Annotated in this window: 19 protein-coding genes; 17 read left to right on the top strand and 2 right to left on the bottom strand. The window is 61.6% G+C overall.

The window, feature by feature from the left end; all coding sequences use genetic code 11:
• Positions 1–16 precede the first annotated feature (16 nt).
• From F599_RS0105780 to F599_RS0105710, 15 genes are all read left to right on the top strand, one after another.
• Complete coding sequence (locus F599_RS0105780) at positions 17–1,285, top strand: DUF3084 domain-containing protein (RefSeq protein WP_019542580.1); 1,269 nt, start codon at positions 17–19, stop codon at positions 1,283–1,285.
• Positions 1,282–1,740, top strand: a complete 459-nt coding sequence (locus tag F599_RS0105775) for a RuvC family protein (protein ID WP_019542579.1) — start codon at positions 1,282–1,284, stop codon at positions 1,738–1,740. Before F599_RS0105780 ends, F599_RS0105775 begins: the two co-directional genes overlap by 4 nt.
• Positions 1,737–2,198 (top strand): deoxycytidylate deaminase, encoded by a 462-nt coding sequence (locus F599_RS0105770; protein WP_019542578.1) that lies wholly within the window; start codon positions 1,737–1,739, stop codon positions 2,196–2,198. Before F599_RS0105775 ends, F599_RS0105770 begins: the two co-directional genes overlap by 4 nt.
• A 252-nt stretch (positions 2,199–2,450) precedes the next feature.
• Positions 2,451–3,503 (top strand): glycosyltransferase family 4 protein, encoded by a 1,053-nt coding sequence (locus tag F599_RS0105765; protein WP_019542577.1) that lies wholly within the window; start codon positions 2,451–2,453, stop codon positions 3,501–3,503.
• A gap of 174 nt (positions 3,504–3,677) precedes the next feature.
• Positions 3,678–4,841: a non-hydrolyzing UDP-N-acetylglucosamine 2-epimerase gene (gene wecB, locus F599_RS0105760; protein WP_019542576.1), complete on the top strand. Its 1,164-nt coding sequence runs from the start codon at positions 3,678–3,680 to the stop codon at positions 4,839–4,841.
• Positions 4,842–4,957: 116 nt separating this feature from the next.
• Entirely contained in the window at positions 4,958–5,188 is a 231-nt protein-coding gene (locus F599_RS0105755; RefSeq protein ID WP_019542575.1) for an AtpZ/AtpI family protein, read from the top strand.
• A gap of 139 nt (positions 5,189–5,327) precedes the next feature.
• Positions 5,328–5,699: a hypothetical protein gene (locus F599_RS0105750; protein ID WP_019542574.1), complete on the top strand. Its 372-nt coding sequence runs from the start codon at positions 5,328–5,330 to the stop codon at positions 5,697–5,699.
• Positions 5,700–5,732: 33 nt separating this feature from the next.
• Complete coding sequence (gene atpB, locus F599_RS0105745; RefSeq protein WP_019542573.1) at positions 5,733–6,407, top strand: F0F1 ATP synthase subunit A; 675 nt, start codon at positions 5,733–5,735, stop codon at positions 6,405–6,407.
• 32 nt (positions 6,408–6,439) lie between these two features.
• Entirely contained in the window at positions 6,440–6,691 is a 252-nt protein-coding gene (gene atpE, locus F599_RS0105740) for a F0F1 ATP synthase subunit C (RefSeq protein ID WP_019542572.1), read from the top strand.
• Between the two features lie 33 nt (positions 6,692–6,724).
• Positions 6,725–7,228, top strand: coding sequence for a F0F1 ATP synthase subunit B (gene atpF, locus F599_RS0105735; protein ID WP_019542571.1), 504 nt, complete (start codon positions 6,725–6,727; stop codon positions 7,226–7,228).
• Positions 7,222–7,764 (top strand): ATP synthase F1 subunit delta, encoded by a 543-nt coding sequence (gene atpH / locus F599_RS0105730; protein WP_019542570.1) that lies wholly within the window; start codon positions 7,222–7,224, stop codon positions 7,762–7,764. The genes atpF and atpH overlap by 7 nt, the downstream gene beginning before the upstream one ends.
• A gap of 19 nt (positions 7,765–7,783) precedes the next feature.
• Entirely contained in the window at positions 7,784–9,301 is a 1,518-nt protein-coding gene (gene atpA, locus F599_RS0105725; RefSeq protein WP_019542569.1) for a F0F1 ATP synthase subunit alpha, read from the top strand.
• Between the two features lie 15 nt (positions 9,302–9,316).
• Positions 9,317–10,171, top strand: coding sequence for an ATP synthase F1 subunit gamma (atpG, locus tag F599_RS0105720; protein ID WP_019542568.1), 855 nt, complete (start codon positions 9,317–9,319; stop codon positions 10,169–10,171).
• A gap of 22 nt (positions 10,172–10,193) precedes the next feature.
• Entirely contained in the window at positions 10,194–11,612 is a 1,419-nt protein-coding gene (gene atpD, locus F599_RS0105715) for a F0F1 ATP synthase subunit beta (protein WP_019542567.1), read from the top strand.
• A gap of 3 nt (positions 11,613–11,615) precedes the next feature.
• On the top strand, positions 11,616–12,047 hold the full coding sequence (locus F599_RS0105710) for a F0F1 ATP synthase subunit epsilon (RefSeq protein WP_019542566.1): 432 nt from the start codon (positions 11,616–11,618) through the stop codon (positions 12,045–12,047).
• 89 nt (positions 12,048–12,136) lie between these two features.
• On the opposite strand, the gene F599_RS13710 is transcribed toward F599_RS0105710, so the two are convergent.
• Positions 12,137–12,592: an AbrB family transcriptional regulator gene (locus tag F599_RS13710; protein ID WP_020700514.1), complete on the bottom strand. Its 456-nt coding sequence runs from the start codon at positions 12,590–12,592 to the stop codon at positions 12,137–12,139.
• Between the two features lie 284 nt (positions 12,593–12,876).
• On the opposite strand from F599_RS13710, the gene F599_RS13705 reads away from it, so the two are divergent.
• Both F599_RS13705 and F599_RS0105695 read left to right on the top strand, forming a co-directional pair.
• Positions 12,877–13,257, top strand: coding sequence for a hypothetical protein (locus F599_RS13705; protein ID WP_019542564.1), 381 nt, complete (start codon positions 12,877–12,879; stop codon positions 13,255–13,257).
• Positions 13,258–13,476: 219 nt separating this feature from the next.
• Complete coding sequence (locus F599_RS0105695; RefSeq protein WP_020700513.1) at positions 13,477–14,418, top strand: hypothetical protein; 942 nt, start codon at positions 13,477–13,479, stop codon at positions 14,416–14,418.
• 87 nt (positions 14,419–14,505) lie between these two features.
• Here F599_RS0105695 and F599_RS15100 read toward each other — a convergent pair.
• A partial coding sequence (locus tag F599_RS15100) for an IS3 family transposase (protein WP_156021943.1) occupies positions 14,506–14,657 on the bottom strand: 152 nt, incomplete at its 5' end.

The raw sequence follows: 14,657 nt of genomic DNA, 5'->3' as shown, positions 1-14,657 counted from the left end.
GATTGGAGGCATAGAAATGTACGGAGTGCTGCTCATCCTCGTCCTCGTCATCACGGGGGGCGCGATTGCCTTTATCGGCGACCGTCTCGGCTCGAAGGTCGGCAAGAAGAAACTCTCGCTCTTCGGATTGCGCCCCCGACATACCTCCATCATCGTCACGATCGTCACAGGCATCCTCATCACGACGACGACGCTCGGCGTCATGGCCGCCGTCTCGAAGGATGTGCGCACGGCCCTCTTCGGTATGGAGAGGCTCAACCGCACGATGCAGGAGACGCGCGCGAGACTCAGCGAAACGCAGGACGATCTTCTGAGCGCGCAGCAGCAGAAGGCGGACGCAGACGCGGCGCTCGTCGACTCACAGCAGGAAGTAGAACGGCTCGAGTCGCGCCAGTCGGAGCTCGAGGCGGAGCAGGCGCGCCTGCAGCAGGGCAACCTGCTCCTTGAGCAGGCGAAGGCCGCGCTCATGGCGAGGAACGATGACCTCGCGCAGACGAACGCATCTTTGCTCGGCGAGAACCAGGCCATCACGGCGAGGAACAACCTCTTGCTCGGCGACAACGACAAGCTCACGCAGACGAACACGCAGCTCACGGGAGAGAAGAAGGCGCTTGAGTCGCAGACGGAAGCACTCAGGAAGGGCCTCATCTCCATTCGCGAGGGCGATATCGTGTTCCGCGCGGGCGAGGTCATCGCGAGCGGCGTCATCCGCGGCAGCCGCCCCGAAAGCGAGGTGCGCACGGATCTCACGACGCTTGCCCAGCTCGCGAGTCGCAACGTCACGGTGCGACTCGGCGAGAACAAGGAGGAGCAGGACATCTGGATCTATCGTCCAGAGTTCGATGCCGCGGTCAAGACCATCGCGGCGGCAAAGCAGGACATGGTCGTGCGCGTCGTCGCCTCGGGCAACCAGATCCGCGGCGAGGAGATCCGCGCGTCGCTCGAGCTCTACAAGAACAGCGTCATCTACCAGCCGAAGGAGTTCATCATCGCGCGTGCCTATACGCTCGACGGCTCGCAGAAGGGCGCGGCGGAGCAGACGCTCATGTCGTTCCTGCAGGAGGTCAATGAGGCGGCGACGATGAAGGGCGTGCTACAGGATCCCATCCGTGGGACCGTCGGCGTCATCAGCGCCGATGAGTTCTATGATGTCGTGAACCGCCTGCTGCCGATCCGCGGCAAGGCAGTGCTCTCCGCCTACGCCAAGGAGGCGACGGACGCGCTCGGTCCGCTGCGCCTCGTCGTGAAAGTCGAGAAACTCCAGGAGGACGCAGAGACGCCATGATGCAGGGAGAAAAGGATAGGCGCAGGATTGCCGCGCTCGATCCAGGACGAGAGAAATGCGGCTTTGCCGTGCTCGAGCGGGCGGCGGGCGGCGCGCCGCGCGTGCTCTTGCAGCGCGTCATCGAGACGCGCGCACTCGAGCGGGAGGTCAAAGAGGCGTTCACAGCGCTTTCACCAGCGCTGCTTGTTATGGGCAACGGCACGACGAGCAAGGAGGCGCGCGCGCGCCTTGCGCGCGCCTTTCCGGCGCTCCCTGTCGCGGTCGTCGACGAGTATCGCACGACGGATCTCGCGCGCTGGGAATACTGGCGCGCGCATCCGCCGCGCGGGCTGCGCCGCCTGCTGCCGACGTCGATGCAGGTGCCGCCGGTGCCCGTCGATGATTTTGTCGCCGTGATACTCGGCACGCGCTTCCTCGCGCGGGAAGCGCAGGAGGAGAGGGGAACGAAGCTATGAGAGAGAGACAGCAGCGTCCGGACTGGACGACGTATTTCCTGGATATCGCGCGCGCTGTCGGGCGGCGGGCGACCTGTCTGCGCCGCCGCTACGGCGCCATCATCGTGAAGGATCATATCATCGTCAGCACGGGCTACAACGGCGCGCCGCGCGGCGAGGCGAACTGCATCGACACGGGCATCTGCGAGCGCGAGCGACTGCATGTGCCGAAGGGGCAGAACTACGAGCTCTGCGTGGCGGTGCACGCCGAGCAGAACGCCATGCTCAACGCGGATCCCGCGCAGATGGAGGGCGCGACGATCTACATCGTCGGCATCAACGCGGACGGCACGCTCGCGAGCGGCAAGCCCTGCCTGCTCTGCCGCCGCATGCTGCGCAACGCGAAGCTCGCGCGCGTCGTCTACTATGAGACGGACGGCAGCGTCGTGACTTGCGCGCCTGCGGACATCCATGATTGACACGTGTTGGCGGCTGTTGTAAAATGAACATGCATGTTTATAGGGAAATGAGGAATCGCTGTTTCCAGGGCGCGCTGCGGCTTCGTGCGGCAGCGCGCTTTCGCGGCCGACTGCGGGGGCAGCGGCGTGTTGTCCTGCCTGCTTGCCGACAATGAGAGGTCGGCAAGCAGGGGGGCAAAGGGCAATTCCTGAGGGGACACCGTTTGAAGGCGTGTCCTATGGTCCCGGTTTCTGAAGGGGTGCGACGAATTTATGCCGGATTACGTTTTGGCGTTTGTCATAGCCGCCGGAGTGGCGCTGCTCGTGACACCAGGCGTTATTTTTTTAGCGAAAAAGACGGGCGCGATGGACGCGCCGGATGCACGTAAGGTTCACAAGCGGCCGGTGCCGCGCATCGGCGGGTTGGGCATCTACCTCGCGTTTCTCGCGTCGATGCTCGTGGTGCTGAGCTATGTGCCCATCGACCCGGAGGTTTCCTTCGAGCTCGAGGGCCTCATGGTGGGCGGCACGCTCATCGTGGCGCTCGGCCTCGTCGATGACTACACGAACCTGCCCGCGAAGGTCAAACTCGTCGGGCAGATCGTCGCGGCGGCGGTGCTCGTCATCGGCTTCGACGTGCGCATCGATTTCATCACGGATCCGTTCGGCGACTATCTGTTCCTCGAGTGGCTCGCGATTCCGGCGACGCTCTTCTGGATCGTCGGGCTCACGAATACCGTGAATCTCATCGACGGGCTCGACGGTCTCGCGGCCGGCGTCGCGACAATCGCCTCGGTCACGATCTTCCTCGTCGCGCTCCAGCAGGGCATCATGTTCGTCGCCGTCTTCACGGCGGCCATCGCGGGCGCGGCGCTTGGGTTCCTCTACTACAACTTCAACCCCGCCCGCATCTTCATGGGCGACTCCGGCAGCATGTTCCTCGGCTACATGCTCGCGGGCATCAGCGTCATCGGTGCGGTGAAGTCCGCCGCGACAATCGCGCTCATCGTGCCCATCCTCGCGCTCGGCCTGCCCATCCTCGATACGACGTTCGCCATCGTGCGTCGCTATCGCGGCGGCGTACCGATTTTCAAGCCGGACAAGGGGCATCTGCACCACCGCTTGCTCGACCTCGGGTTCACGCAGCGTCAGGCAGTGCTCCTCATGTACGTCATCAGTGCGCTGCTCGGCCTCTCGGCCGTCGCACTCACGGAGGTCAGCGGACAGTTCGCCATCCTCATCGTCTGCGTGGTGGTCGCTGTCGTGCTCCTCGGCGCGAAAAAAATCGGTATCTTCCATATGAAAGATTCCGTACATGAACATTGATTGATCTGAGCAGGCATCGCCTGCTCTTTTTCATAGGGAACGCTGCTGCGGCGCGTTGCGCACGTCTTGTGCCGCCGTGCCGCGCGTAGCGGTTCCCGCGGCTGCGGCGCGGCCCGCGCGCGAAAGTTTGCGCGCCCCGCGCGGCACCCGTAGTTCCGCAGAAGGAGATTTTCCATGGAAAAGAAAAAAATCAAAGTGATGACGGTCTTCGGCACGCGGCCGGAGGCCATCAAGATGGCGCCCATCGTGCTCGAGCTCCAGAAACACCCGGATACCATCACGCCGGTCGTCGCGGTCACGGCGCAGCATCGCGAGATGCTCGACCAGGTCCTGCACCTCTTCCATATCGCGCCGGACTACGACCTCAATCTCATGGCGAAGGGGCAGACGCTCTTCGATATCACGACGCGCGCCATGAACGGGCTCGACGGCGTGCTCACGAAGGAGCAGCCCGACATCGTCCTCGTGCACGGTGATACGACGACGACGTTCGCGGGCGCGCTTGCCGCCTACTACCACCAGACGACGGTCGGACATGTCGAGGCAGGGCTGCGCACGCACAACAAGTACTCGCCGTTCCCGGAGGAGATGAACCGCCGGCTTACGGGCTGCATCGCGGATCTCAATTTTGCGCCGACGGCGACTTCCGAGCAGAATCTGCGCGAAGAGAATGTGCCGGAGGACTCCATCTTCGTCACGGGCAACACGGTCATCGACGCGCTGCATCATACGGTGCAGGATGATTTCCATTTCGAGGACGCCCTGCTCGAGCGCATCGACTTCGCGAAGAAACGCGTGATCCTCGTGACGACGCATCGCCGCGAGAATCTCGGCGAGCCCATGCGCCATGTCTACAAGGCGCTCAAGCAGCTCACGGAGGAGTTCCCCGACGTGGAGATCGTCTTCCCCGTGCACAAGAACCCGAAGGTGCGCGAGGTCGTGCGGCAGGAGCTCGGCGGACTCGCGCAGGTGCATCTCATCGAGCCGCTCGACTACGAGCCGTTCGCGAACCTCATGCATCGCGCCTACCTCATCCTCACGGATTCGGGCGGCGTGCAGGAGGAGGCGCCGGCGCTCGGCAAGCCCGTCCTCGTGCTGCGCGATACGACGGAGCGCCCCGAGGCCGTCGCGGCCGGCACGGTAAAGCTCATCGGCACCGACCGCGAGCGCGTCTACAGCGAGGCGCGCCGCCTGCTCACAGACGAGGCGGAGTACCGCCGCATGGCGGAGAGCTGCAACCCGTACGGAGACGGCGAGGCCTCGCGGCGCATCATCCAGGCGATCCTCTATCACTACGGGCTCGCGGACGCGCGGCCGGACCGCTTCGTCGCAAAATGACTGCCGCGCGCTGCTGGCGTGCGGCTGACCGCCGGGACGGCCGCGCAGTGGCAGGCTGATCGTGTGTGACAGTCGCGCGTGAGACTTGACGCGCGGAGATGAGGGAGGGAGACGCTATGGATAAGGATCGCGACGATGGGCTCAGGCAGGCGCTTAAAGCCTTTTCCATGCTCGGCGGCGTCGGTATCTACTTCGTCGTCTTCGTCGGCATCTGCGTCTTCCTCGGCTACGAGGCGGACAAAGCGTTCGGCCTCGGCCACGCGGGGCGGCTCGTTGGCATTCTCGTCGGCTTCCCGGGGGCGATGTACACGCTCTACCGGCAGCTGAAGCGCGGCGGCCTCGTCTAGCCGTTGCATGGCGGTGTGTTCTAGCCGTCGGCACGCGCTCTGCCCATAAGTTATATTTATGCAAACATCAAGAAAAAGAAAGGTAGGGCGAAAAGGTTTTTTCCCTATCCTTGTCGAAACATAAAGATTGGGAAGTTGCATGAAAGAACTCTTATCGGTATTCCTCCGGCGTCTCGCCCTGAGCCTCCTGCTCGCGGCGCTCGGCGTGGGGACGCTCCTCCTGGCAAGGGGAGAGGGCGGCCTCACGTTCGCGCTCCTGCTCGGCTTCGCGGCGGCGCTGGTCTTTGTCTGGAACATGGCCTGGCGCCTCTGGCATCTTGCCGCCGCGCCTGGGACCGCCCGCAGACAGATGCTTTGGGGCATGGCGCTGCGCCTTGCCGTACTCGCACTCGTGCTGCTCGCCGCCGCCTCGGTATCCTCCGAGGTCTTCCTCATGGCGGCGTTTGGCTTCGTGCTCTGCTACGGACTCGCGCTCGTCCACCTCATCGTGTTGAATATTGGTGGGAAATAGCCCAGATGTATCACTGGGAGGAGGTTGAGGTATATGCATGAAATCGGTGTTCGCGAAACAGTGCAGTTTGCCGGCTTTACCTTCAACTGGGAGACCCTCTGCATGACCTGGCTCACGATGGCCGTCGTCATCCTCATCGCCTTCCTCGCGACACGCAGCCTGAAGCTCGTGCCGTCGGGATGGCAGATGGTGGTGGAGCTCATCGTGAACTGGCTGCACGGGCAGATCGACGCGATGATGGGGAAGAGCGGCAGGTTCCTGGCGCCCTTCATCGTCTCGCTCTTCATGTTCCTGCTGGTCTCGAACTGGCTCGGACTCATTCCCACGTTGTCTTCGCCGACGAACGACTTGAACACCACGCTGGCGCTCGCCCTCATCGTCATTGTCATGGTCCACTTCCTGGGGCTCTACAAGAAGGGAATGCACTATGTCGCGCATTTCTTCCAGCCGACCCCGGTCTTCGTGGTCATCAATGTCATCGAGGAGATCGCCAAACCAATCACGCTCTCCTGCCGTCTTTTCGGCAATATCCTGGCAGGTGAGATCCTGATCATCGTTCTCTTGAAGCTCATGCCGATCTGGATGCCGATCCCGGCCGTCTGCTGGCTGGCCTTCAGCATCTTCATCGGCGGTGTCCAGGCCGTCATCTTTACGATGCTCTCGATGGCATACCTTGCCAATGCCGTCAAAGAGGAAGAAGAATCATAAGTTTTCGTATTGATTTTTAAGGAGGATTTTTCATGGAAAACGCAATTATGGTAGCCGCAGCCCTCATTGGTGCAGGAATCACGGCAGGTCTTGCCGCAGTCGGCGCAGGTCTCGGCGACGGTCTTGTCACGAGCCGTTTCATCGAGGGCATCACGCGTCAGCCGGAGGCGAAGAGCACGCTCTTCACGAACACGCTGATTTCCGTCGGCCTCATCGAGGCAATGGCTATCATCGCCATCGTCGTTGCGTTCATCATGCTCTATGCGAACCCGCTCATCAAATAATTTCATTTGGTGCTTTGAAGGGAGGCATAGGAATTGATCGATCTTAACGCGACATTTTTCGCGCAGATTCTGAACTTCCTGATCCTCGTCGCTATCCTGCGCGCCCTCTGCTACAAGCCGGTCGTGCGCATGATCAAGGCGCGCGAGGACAAGATCGCCGAGAGCCTCGCGAAGGCGGACTCGGACGTCGCTGAGGCCGAGTCGCTCAAGAAGGACTATCAGGCGCAGCTCGCCGAGGCGCGCGAGAAAGCGCAGGCCATCGTGGACAAGGCGGAGAAAGTCGCCGCGTCCAACCGCGAGACGAGCCTGCAGGATACGAAGCGCGAAATCGAGCAGATGAAAAAGGCTGCTCAGGCCGAGATCCAGCGCGATCGCGAGCGTGCGGCAGACCAGCTCAAGAAGGAGATTGTTGCGCTCTCACTGCTCGCTGCCGGCAAGGTCGTCGAGAAGAACATGGAGGCCTCGGAGAACGAGGCGCTCGTCGGCGACTTCATCGACAAGCTCGACAAAGACAAGATTGGTGATCTGTCATGCTAAATCTACAGCTTGCACGCAAGTATTCGAGTGCCATCTTCGAGCTCGCGCAGGAGGAGCAGCAGCTCGTCCCCTACGGGGAGCAGCTGCGCCGCGTCCTCGATGATCTCTCGACGGTCCCTGGCATCTGGGGCTATTTCGCGAACCCGCTGATCCAGCGCAGTGACAAGAAAGCGCTCTTGAAACAGCTCTTTGAAGGAGAGCTTTCGGTGAACGTCTACCATTTCCTGCTGCTCCTCGCGGACAAGCGGCGCATGGCACTCTATCCAGCCATCGTGGAGGACTTCGAGAAGCTCTCGAACGAGGCGCGCGGCATCGTGATCGCCGATGTGACGACAGCACACGGCATGAGCGAGGCACAGCGGGAGAAGCTCGGGAACAAGCTCGAAGCCGTGACGGGGAAGACCGTGAAGCTCAGGCTCCACGAGGACCCGAAAATCATCGGCGGCGTCATCGTCAGGATCGGCGACAAGCGGATCGACGGCAGCGTCACCGGCAAGCTCTCCGCGCTCGCGGACGAGCTGATGGCATACAAATGATGAGGGGTGACTGCAAGGTATGAAAATGAATCCGGAAGAAATAACCGCCATCATCAAGGACCAGATCAAGAACTACGATGTGGACCTCAATGTGGATGATGTCGGAACGGTCATCGAAATCGGCGACGGCATCGCACATATTCACGGCCTCGAGAAGGCCATGAGCGGCGAGCTGCTCGATTTCGGTCATGATATTTACGGTCTGGTCCTGAACCTTGAGCAGGACAATGTCGGCGCTGTTATCCTCGGCGGCGATACGGAAATCAAAGAGGGCGACGAGGTAAAGCGCACGGGCAAGATCATGCAGGTGCCGGTCGGCGAGGCCATGATCGGACGCGTCGTCGACGCGCTCGGCCGTCCCATCGACGGCAAGGGTGCCATCAAGACGACGGAGACGCGTCCTGTCGAGTACCACGCGCCGGGCATCGCGGACCGCAAGCCGGTCAAGGAGCCGCTGCAGACGGGCATCAAGGCCATCGACGCGCTCGTGCCGATCGGCCGCGGCCAGCGCGAGCTCATCATCGGCGACCGCGGCATCGGCAAGACGGCCATCGCCGTCGACACGATCCTCAACCAGAAGGGGCAGAACTGCATCTGCGTCTACGTCGCCATCGGCCAGAAGGCATCGACGGTCGCGCGCGTCGTCAAGACGTTCGAGGAGCACGGCGCGATGGACTACACCATCGTCGTCGCCGCGACGGCTGCTGACAGCGCGCCGCTGCAGTACCTCGCGCCGTACGCGGGCGTCGCGATGGCGGAGCATTTCATGTACCAGGGCAAGGCCTGCCTCTGCGTCTACGATGACCTCACGAAGCACGCCGCCGCCTACCGCGCGATGTCGCTGCTGCTGCGCCGCCCGCCAGGACGTGAGGCGTATCCGGGCGATGTCTTCTATCTGCACTCCCGCCTGCTCGAGCGCGCGGCCAAGCTCAACGACGAGCTCGGCGGCGGCTCCATCACGGCGCTGCCGATCATCGAGACGCAGGCCGGCGACCTCTCCGCCTACATCCCGACGAACGTCATCTCCATCACCGATGGCCAGATCATGCTCGAGACAGATGCCTTCAACTCCGGTATCCGCCCGGCCATCAACGTCGGCCTCTCCGTCTCGCGTGTCGGCGGCTCGGCGCAGATCAAGGCGATGAAGCAGGTCGCGGGCACGATGCGCCTCGACCTCGCCCAGTACCGCGAGCTCGCGGCGTTCTCGCAGTTCGCTTCCGACCTCGACAAGGCGACGAAGGCCCAGCTCGACCGCGGCGAACGCGTCGTCGAGACGCTCAAGCAGCCGCAGTACAGCCCGCTGCTCGTCGAGGAGCAGGTGCTCGTGCTCTACACGGCCGTGCACGGCTTCCTCGCGGACATCCCCGTGGACAAGGTCGTCGAGTTCCAGGAGAGCTTCCTCAAGTTCATGCGCACGGCGCATCCGGAGGTCAGCAAGAAGATCATCGAGCAGAAAAAGCTCGACGATGCGCTCGAGGGCGAGATCCAGGCAGCCATCAAGGAGTTCAAGGAAACCGTTCCGTACAAGATGGCATGAGCGAGGTGATTCTTTTTGGCTAGTTTACAGGACATCCGCCATCGCATCAAGAGCGTCACGAGCACCAAGCAGATCACGAGCGCTATGAACATGGTCGCGACGAGCCGCCTGCGTCACGCCAAGGAAGCCGCGAACGCCAACGCGCCATACGCGCGCAAGGTCGCCGAGGTCATCGGCGAGGTCGCGGCGAACGCGGGCGCTGATTTCTCGCATCCGCTGCTCGAGCGTCATCCGGACGGCGGCCGCCTCGTGTTCGTCGTCACGGCGGACAAGGGACTCGCGGGCGCGTATTCCTCGAATGCCTGCAAGGCGGCGCATGCGCTCGCTGACGACGGGAAGCCTACGGACTACTTCGTCGTCGGCCGCAAGGGCGAGGCGTATTTCAAGAACCGCGGCTTCAGCATCGTGAAGAGCTATACGGGCATCAGCGAGCGCCCCGCGTTCGAGCATGCCCGCACCATTGTCACGGAGCTCATCCGCCTCTATCGCACGGGGAAGTACAGCGAGATCCAGATGGTCTACACGAAGTTCCTTTCGGCCATCAGCTGCGAGCCGCAGGCAGGGAAACTCCTGCCGCTCACCGTTGAGCAAAGCGAGGAAAGCGCGCCGCACGCCGAGTACATCTATGAGCCGGACGCGGCGACGGTGCTCGGGTTCCTGCTGCCGCAGTACCTCTGCACGACGGTCTACGCGGCGCTCCTGCAGTCCGCAGCGAGTGAGCTGAGTTCCCGCATGAACGCGATGAGCAATGCGACGGACAACGCCGAGGACCTCATAGCGAAGCTCAACCTGCACTACAACAAGGTACGTCAGGCCGGTATCACGACGGAGCTCAACGAGATCGTCGCCGGTGCCGAGGGCCTGAAGTAGTATACGGTTAGGAGGTTTCCCATTGGCAAAAGGTAAGATTGTACAGGTCATCGGACCTGTCGTAGATATTGAATTCCCGGCCGGCGAACTGCCGTCCATCCTCAACGCCGTCACCATCAAGGGGACGGTAGGCGAGGACATCAAGATCGACCTCGTCGTCGAGGTCATGCAGCATCTCGGCGACAGCGTCACGCGCTGCATCGCCATGAGCTCCACCGACGGCCTCACGCGCGGCATGGAGGCGGAGGACACGGGTCATCCCATCATGGTGCCGGTCGGCACCGAGTGCCTCGGCCGCGTGTTCAACGTGCTCGGCCAGACGGTCGACCACAACCCCGCGCCGGTCGGCAACAAGGAGTTCTGGCCGATTCACCGCCCCGCGCCGAAGTTCGACGAGCAGGAGACGTCGACGAGCATCCTCGAGACGGGCATCAAGGTCGTCGACCTCATCGCCCCGTACTCCCGCGGCGGCAAGACGGGCCTCTTCGGCGGCGCCGGCGTCGGCAAGACGGTCCTCATCATGGAGCTCATCCACAACATCGCGACCGAGCACGGCGGCTACTCCGTATTCGCCGGCGTCGGCGAGCGTACGCGTGAGGGCAACGACCTCTGGGGCGAGATGACCGAGTCCGGCGTCATCGACAAGACGGCGCTCGTCTACGGCCAGATGAACGAGCCGCCAGGAGCCCGTATGCGCGTCGCGCTCACGGGCCTCACGATGGCGGAGTATTTCCGCGATGTCCAGCATCAGGACGTGCTGCTCTTCATCGATAACATCTTCCGCTTCATCCAGGCGGGCTCCGAGGTCTCGGCTCTGCTCGGCCGCATGCCGTCGGCCGTCGGCTACCAGCCGACGCTCTCCACGGACATCGGCGCGCTCCAGGAGCGCATCACCTCGACGAAGGACGGCTCCATCACCTCCGTCCAGGCTGTCTACGTCCCGGCGGATGACCTCACCGACCCGGCGCCTGCGGGCACGTTCACGCATCTCGATGCGACGACCGTCCTCTCCCGTCAGATCGCCGAGCTCGGCATCTATCCCGCCGTCGACCCGCTCGACTCCACGAGCCGCATCCTCGACCCGCACATCATCGGCGAGGAGCATTACAAGGTCGCGCGCGGCGTGCAGGCCGTCCTGCAGAAATACAAGGACCTGCAGGACATCATCGCCATCCTCGGCATGGAGGAACTCTCCGACGAGGACAAGCTCACGGTCTCCCGCGCGCGCAAGATCCAGCGTTTCCTCTCGCAGCCGTTCTTCGTCGCCGAAGTCTTCACGGGCTCGCCCGGCAAGTACGTGCCGCTCAAGGAAACCATCCGCGGCTTCAAGGAGATCCTTGAAGGCAAATACGACGACCTGCCCGAGAACGCCTTCTACATGGTCGGCACCATCGACGAGGCAGTGGAGAAAGCAAAGAAAATCAAAGCCGAGGAGGGATAATCCATGGCAAGCATCAAGCTGGAGATTGTCTCACCCGACAAGGTGGTCTACACGCAGGACATCGCGATGCTCATCGTCCGCTCGACGGGCGGCGAGCTCGGCATCCTGCCGCATCACGCGCCGCTCGTCACCGGCCTCGTGCCGCACGCGATGCGCGTGAAGCTCGGCGACGGCGACGAGCAGCTCATCGCCGTCGCGGGCGGCTTCATGGAAGTCACGCCCGAGAAGATCACCGTCCTCGCGAGCGCCGCCGAGCAGCCGATTGACATCGACATCAACCGCGCGAAGCAGGCCTACGCCCGCGCCAAGGAGCGCATCGCGAAGTTCCATCAGGGACCGCCGGCCTCCGACGACATCGACTTCAAACGTGCCGAGCTCGCCCTGCACCGCGCCATTGCGCGCCTGCGGGCAACAAAGACGGACTTTGAGCTCTGATAAAAAGAAAAAGCGCTTGCCGCTGCAGTGGAACCATTGCAGCGGCAAGCGCTTTTTCAGCGGAAGATATCATAGAAGCGACTCTTCCTTCACGCGCGACGGTTGCGGCGCACGATCCATTTCGCGATGCAGGGGAAGGCAAGCATGATGAAGAGCAGGATGGTCTCCGGGGAGGCAGCGGCAGCTGCCGCCGCGCCATGCGTGCCCGCCTCGCTCGGCAGCACATGCGTCGCGAGGAACGGGATGCAGAACACGACGGAGAGCATGCGCAGCGTCTGCATGATGGTGACGGCCGTGAGCATGATGGGGAGCTGCGTGAGGATGGCGTGCCCCGTCTCAGCGTTAAACGGCCGTCCCATCGCGTAGCCGAGCAGGATGAGCGCGGTATTGCGCACGCCGAGCGGCCAGCGGAACCGGCGCCGCAGTAGCAGGGAGCAAAGAGAGACGGCCGTGATGGGCCCGAGCGTCCAGGGCAGCGGCGCGTGGATGAGGGACATGACGATGCCGCCGACGATGGCGACGAGGAGCGTCAGAAGATAGTTCATGGGGATACCTTGCAAAAGGGAAATGGATGAGACATAAGCCAGTGATCTTTCCTGTATTATTCTACACTAGGGGGCAATGGCGGAAAGGTCGCGATTCCCTGAAAAATCCGGGAAAACATCTGATTTTGCATATCGTGTGTCACTCGTGCAGATTCATCCGTGGTTCCTTTGTAAATCCCTTGTCAGCGATGTTCTCGTCAGCGTATAATTGAAATGACCCCTTCGACAGGAATCTCAGCCAGTACACTTTCCACGAGACCTGCGCGGAGGACGCGACGCTGGAGATGGGCGACGAAACGACGAAAATCTTCCTGAACAGCAAGGGAAGGCGTGAAGGCATCGACAGAGACCTCGCCGCCTTTCTCGACTATATCGAGGGGAAAGCGCCGAAAGGAAACTTCACGGAAACCATTGCCGATGCCGTGGAAGTGGCGAAAGAAAATAAGGAAATGAAGGTGGAGTATATGACCTACTACATGGAACTGCGCAGAAGCGAAGAACGCGGTATGGAAAAAGGTATGGAAAAAGGTATGGAAAAAGGCCGTAAGGAAGGTCGTTGGACCACACTTGCGGAGTTGGTCCGTGAGGGTGTGCTTACGCTCAAGGAAGCCGCGAAGAAAGCAGGTATGTCCGAAGAACATTTCCGCAAGCTCGCGGCGCTTTGAAAAGAAAAAACTGTGAACTATGATGCCATTCCCCGACAGCAAATGCGTTTTCCGTTGCCGGGGATTTTTGGCTGGCTTGTGTAAGCGTAAATTTCATTCTTGAAAGCAGGATGAGAGTTTGGTCTTGTCGAAAATAAAAAAGATGTACGAATATATACCGTGTAAGGATGGCAGAATAGTTCATGGAAAAGAGAAAACAACAGAAGGGAAAGCGAACCAGTGGAAGATTTGATTGATATCGAGGCGTCCCCTGTGAGTTCCTTCCTCGATCGGCTGCTCAGGGACATGACGACGAAAAGGAACATCATCTGGGCGACTGACACCTATGCGGACTGCGGCCCCGGCTTCCTCGATACCGATGAGATGAAGAGCGCCGCCCTCCTGCGCCATGCCGGATGCATCCGGCCGCGCATCGAGAAAACGCAAGAGGATCAGGCTGCGCGCACACGGAAAAAGGCAGAGGTATTCACCCCCGCCTGGCTCTGCAACGAGATGAACAACCATCTCGACCGCGAGTGGTTCGGCAGGGAGGGCGTATTCAATACGGGAAACGCGGATCATACCTGGAGCGTTAGCGAGGAACCTGTTGCCTTCCCGCCGCAGTCGGGGCGCAAGATGCCGCTCTGGCAGCGCTATATCGACTCGCGCCGCCTCGAGATCACCTGCGGCGAAGCTCCCTACCTCGTCTCGCGCTACGATAGCGCGACCGGTGTGCGCATCCTGCCGCTCAAAAAGCGCATCGGCCTCCTCGACCGCAAGCTCCGCATCGTCAGTGAGAACGCTGCCAATCGCGGAGAATGGGCGAAATGGGCACTCCGCGCCTATGAGGCCTGCTACGGCTACGAATACCAAGGCGACAGCCTCCTCATCGCGCGTGTGAATCTGCTCTTGACGTTCTGCGACTACCATCAGGAGCGCTGGGGACAGGCGCCGGAGATCGAGCTCCTCGCGGCCGTCATCGAGCGGATCGTCTGGAACGTCTGGCAGATGGACGGTCTCAAGGATACCGTGCCGCTCGGCAAGCCCTACGCGCAGGTCGAGGAGTTTTCCCTCTTTGAGGCACCACCCGAGGCGGGAGCGGAAAGGCCCGCTCCTGTGGCGCTCTGGCCTGTCCCCCGACGATTAGAATCTTTAAACGAAAGGAAGCTCTTTAAATCTTAAAATTGCTTGGTTTTACATACCTTTCCGGATCCTTATGGGTTGCAACTGTAGCGACTAGATAACGGCTAATCTCCTTGAGAAGATGTTCTAGGCGACTCGGTGTTCATTGTAGTATGCCTCTGGTGTACGGTAGCCATTAGCCGAATGGATTCGCTGGCGATTGTAGAAAATCCAGATATACTCGAAAATTGCAGACTTTGCCTCAGAACGCGTCCTGAAATGCTGACCATCTAACCATT

Source organism: Selenomonas bovis DSM 23594, from assembly GCF_000381005.1.
GTDB classification, from domain to species: Bacteria; Bacillota; Negativicutes; order Selenomonadales; family Selenomonadaceae; genus Selenomonas_C; species Selenomonas_C bovis.
This window is presented reverse-complemented; position numbering and strand designations above follow the sequence as displayed.

Coding starts and splice junctions, on each gene's coding strand:
- F599_RS0105780 (WP_019542580.1), top strand. CDS start 17: ATGTACGGAGTGCTGCTCATCCTCGTCCTCGTCATCACGGGGGGCGCG.
- F599_RS0105775 (WP_019542579.1), top strand. CDS start 1,282: ATGATGCAGGGAGAAAAGGATAGGCGCAGGATTGCCGCGCTCGATCCA.
- F599_RS0105770 (WP_019542578.1), top strand. CDS start 1,737: ATGAGAGAGAGACAGCAGCGTCCGGACTGGACGACGTATTTCCTGGAT.
- F599_RS0105765 (WP_019542577.1), top strand. CDS start 2,451: ATGCCGGATTACGTTTTGGCGTTTGTCATAGCCGCCGGAGTGGCGCTG.
- wecB (WP_019542576.1), top strand. CDS start 3,678: ATGGAAAAGAAAAAAATCAAAGTGATGACGGTCTTCGGCACGCGGCCG.
- F599_RS0105755 (WP_019542575.1), top strand. CDS start 4,958: ATGGATAAGGATCGCGACGATGGGCTCAGGCAGGCGCTTAAAGCCTTT.
- F599_RS0105750 (WP_019542574.1), top strand. CDS start 5,328: ATGAAAGAACTCTTATCGGTATTCCTCCGGCGTCTCGCCCTGAGCCTC.
- atpB (WP_019542573.1), top strand. CDS start 5,733: ATGCATGAAATCGGTGTTCGCGAAACAGTGCAGTTTGCCGGCTTTACC.
- atpE (WP_019542572.1), top strand. CDS start 6,440: ATGGAAAACGCAATTATGGTAGCCGCAGCCCTCATTGGTGCAGGAATC.
- atpH (WP_019542570.1), top strand. CDS start 7,222: ATGCTAAATCTACAGCTTGCACGCAAGTATTCGAGTGCCATCTTCGAG.
- atpA (WP_019542569.1), top strand. CDS start 7,784: ATGAAAATGAATCCGGAAGAAATAACCGCCATCATCAAGGACCAGATC.
- F599_RS0105710 (WP_019542566.1), top strand. CDS start 11,616: ATGGCAAGCATCAAGCTGGAGATTGTCTCACCCGACAAGGTGGTCTAC.
- F599_RS13710 (WP_020700514.1), bottom strand. CDS start 12,592: ATGAACTATCTTCTGACGCTCCTCGTCGCCATCGTCGGCGGCATCGTC.
- F599_RS13705 (WP_019542564.1), top strand. CDS start 12,877: ATGGGCGACGAAACGACGAAAATCTTCCTGAACAGCAAGGGAAGGCGT.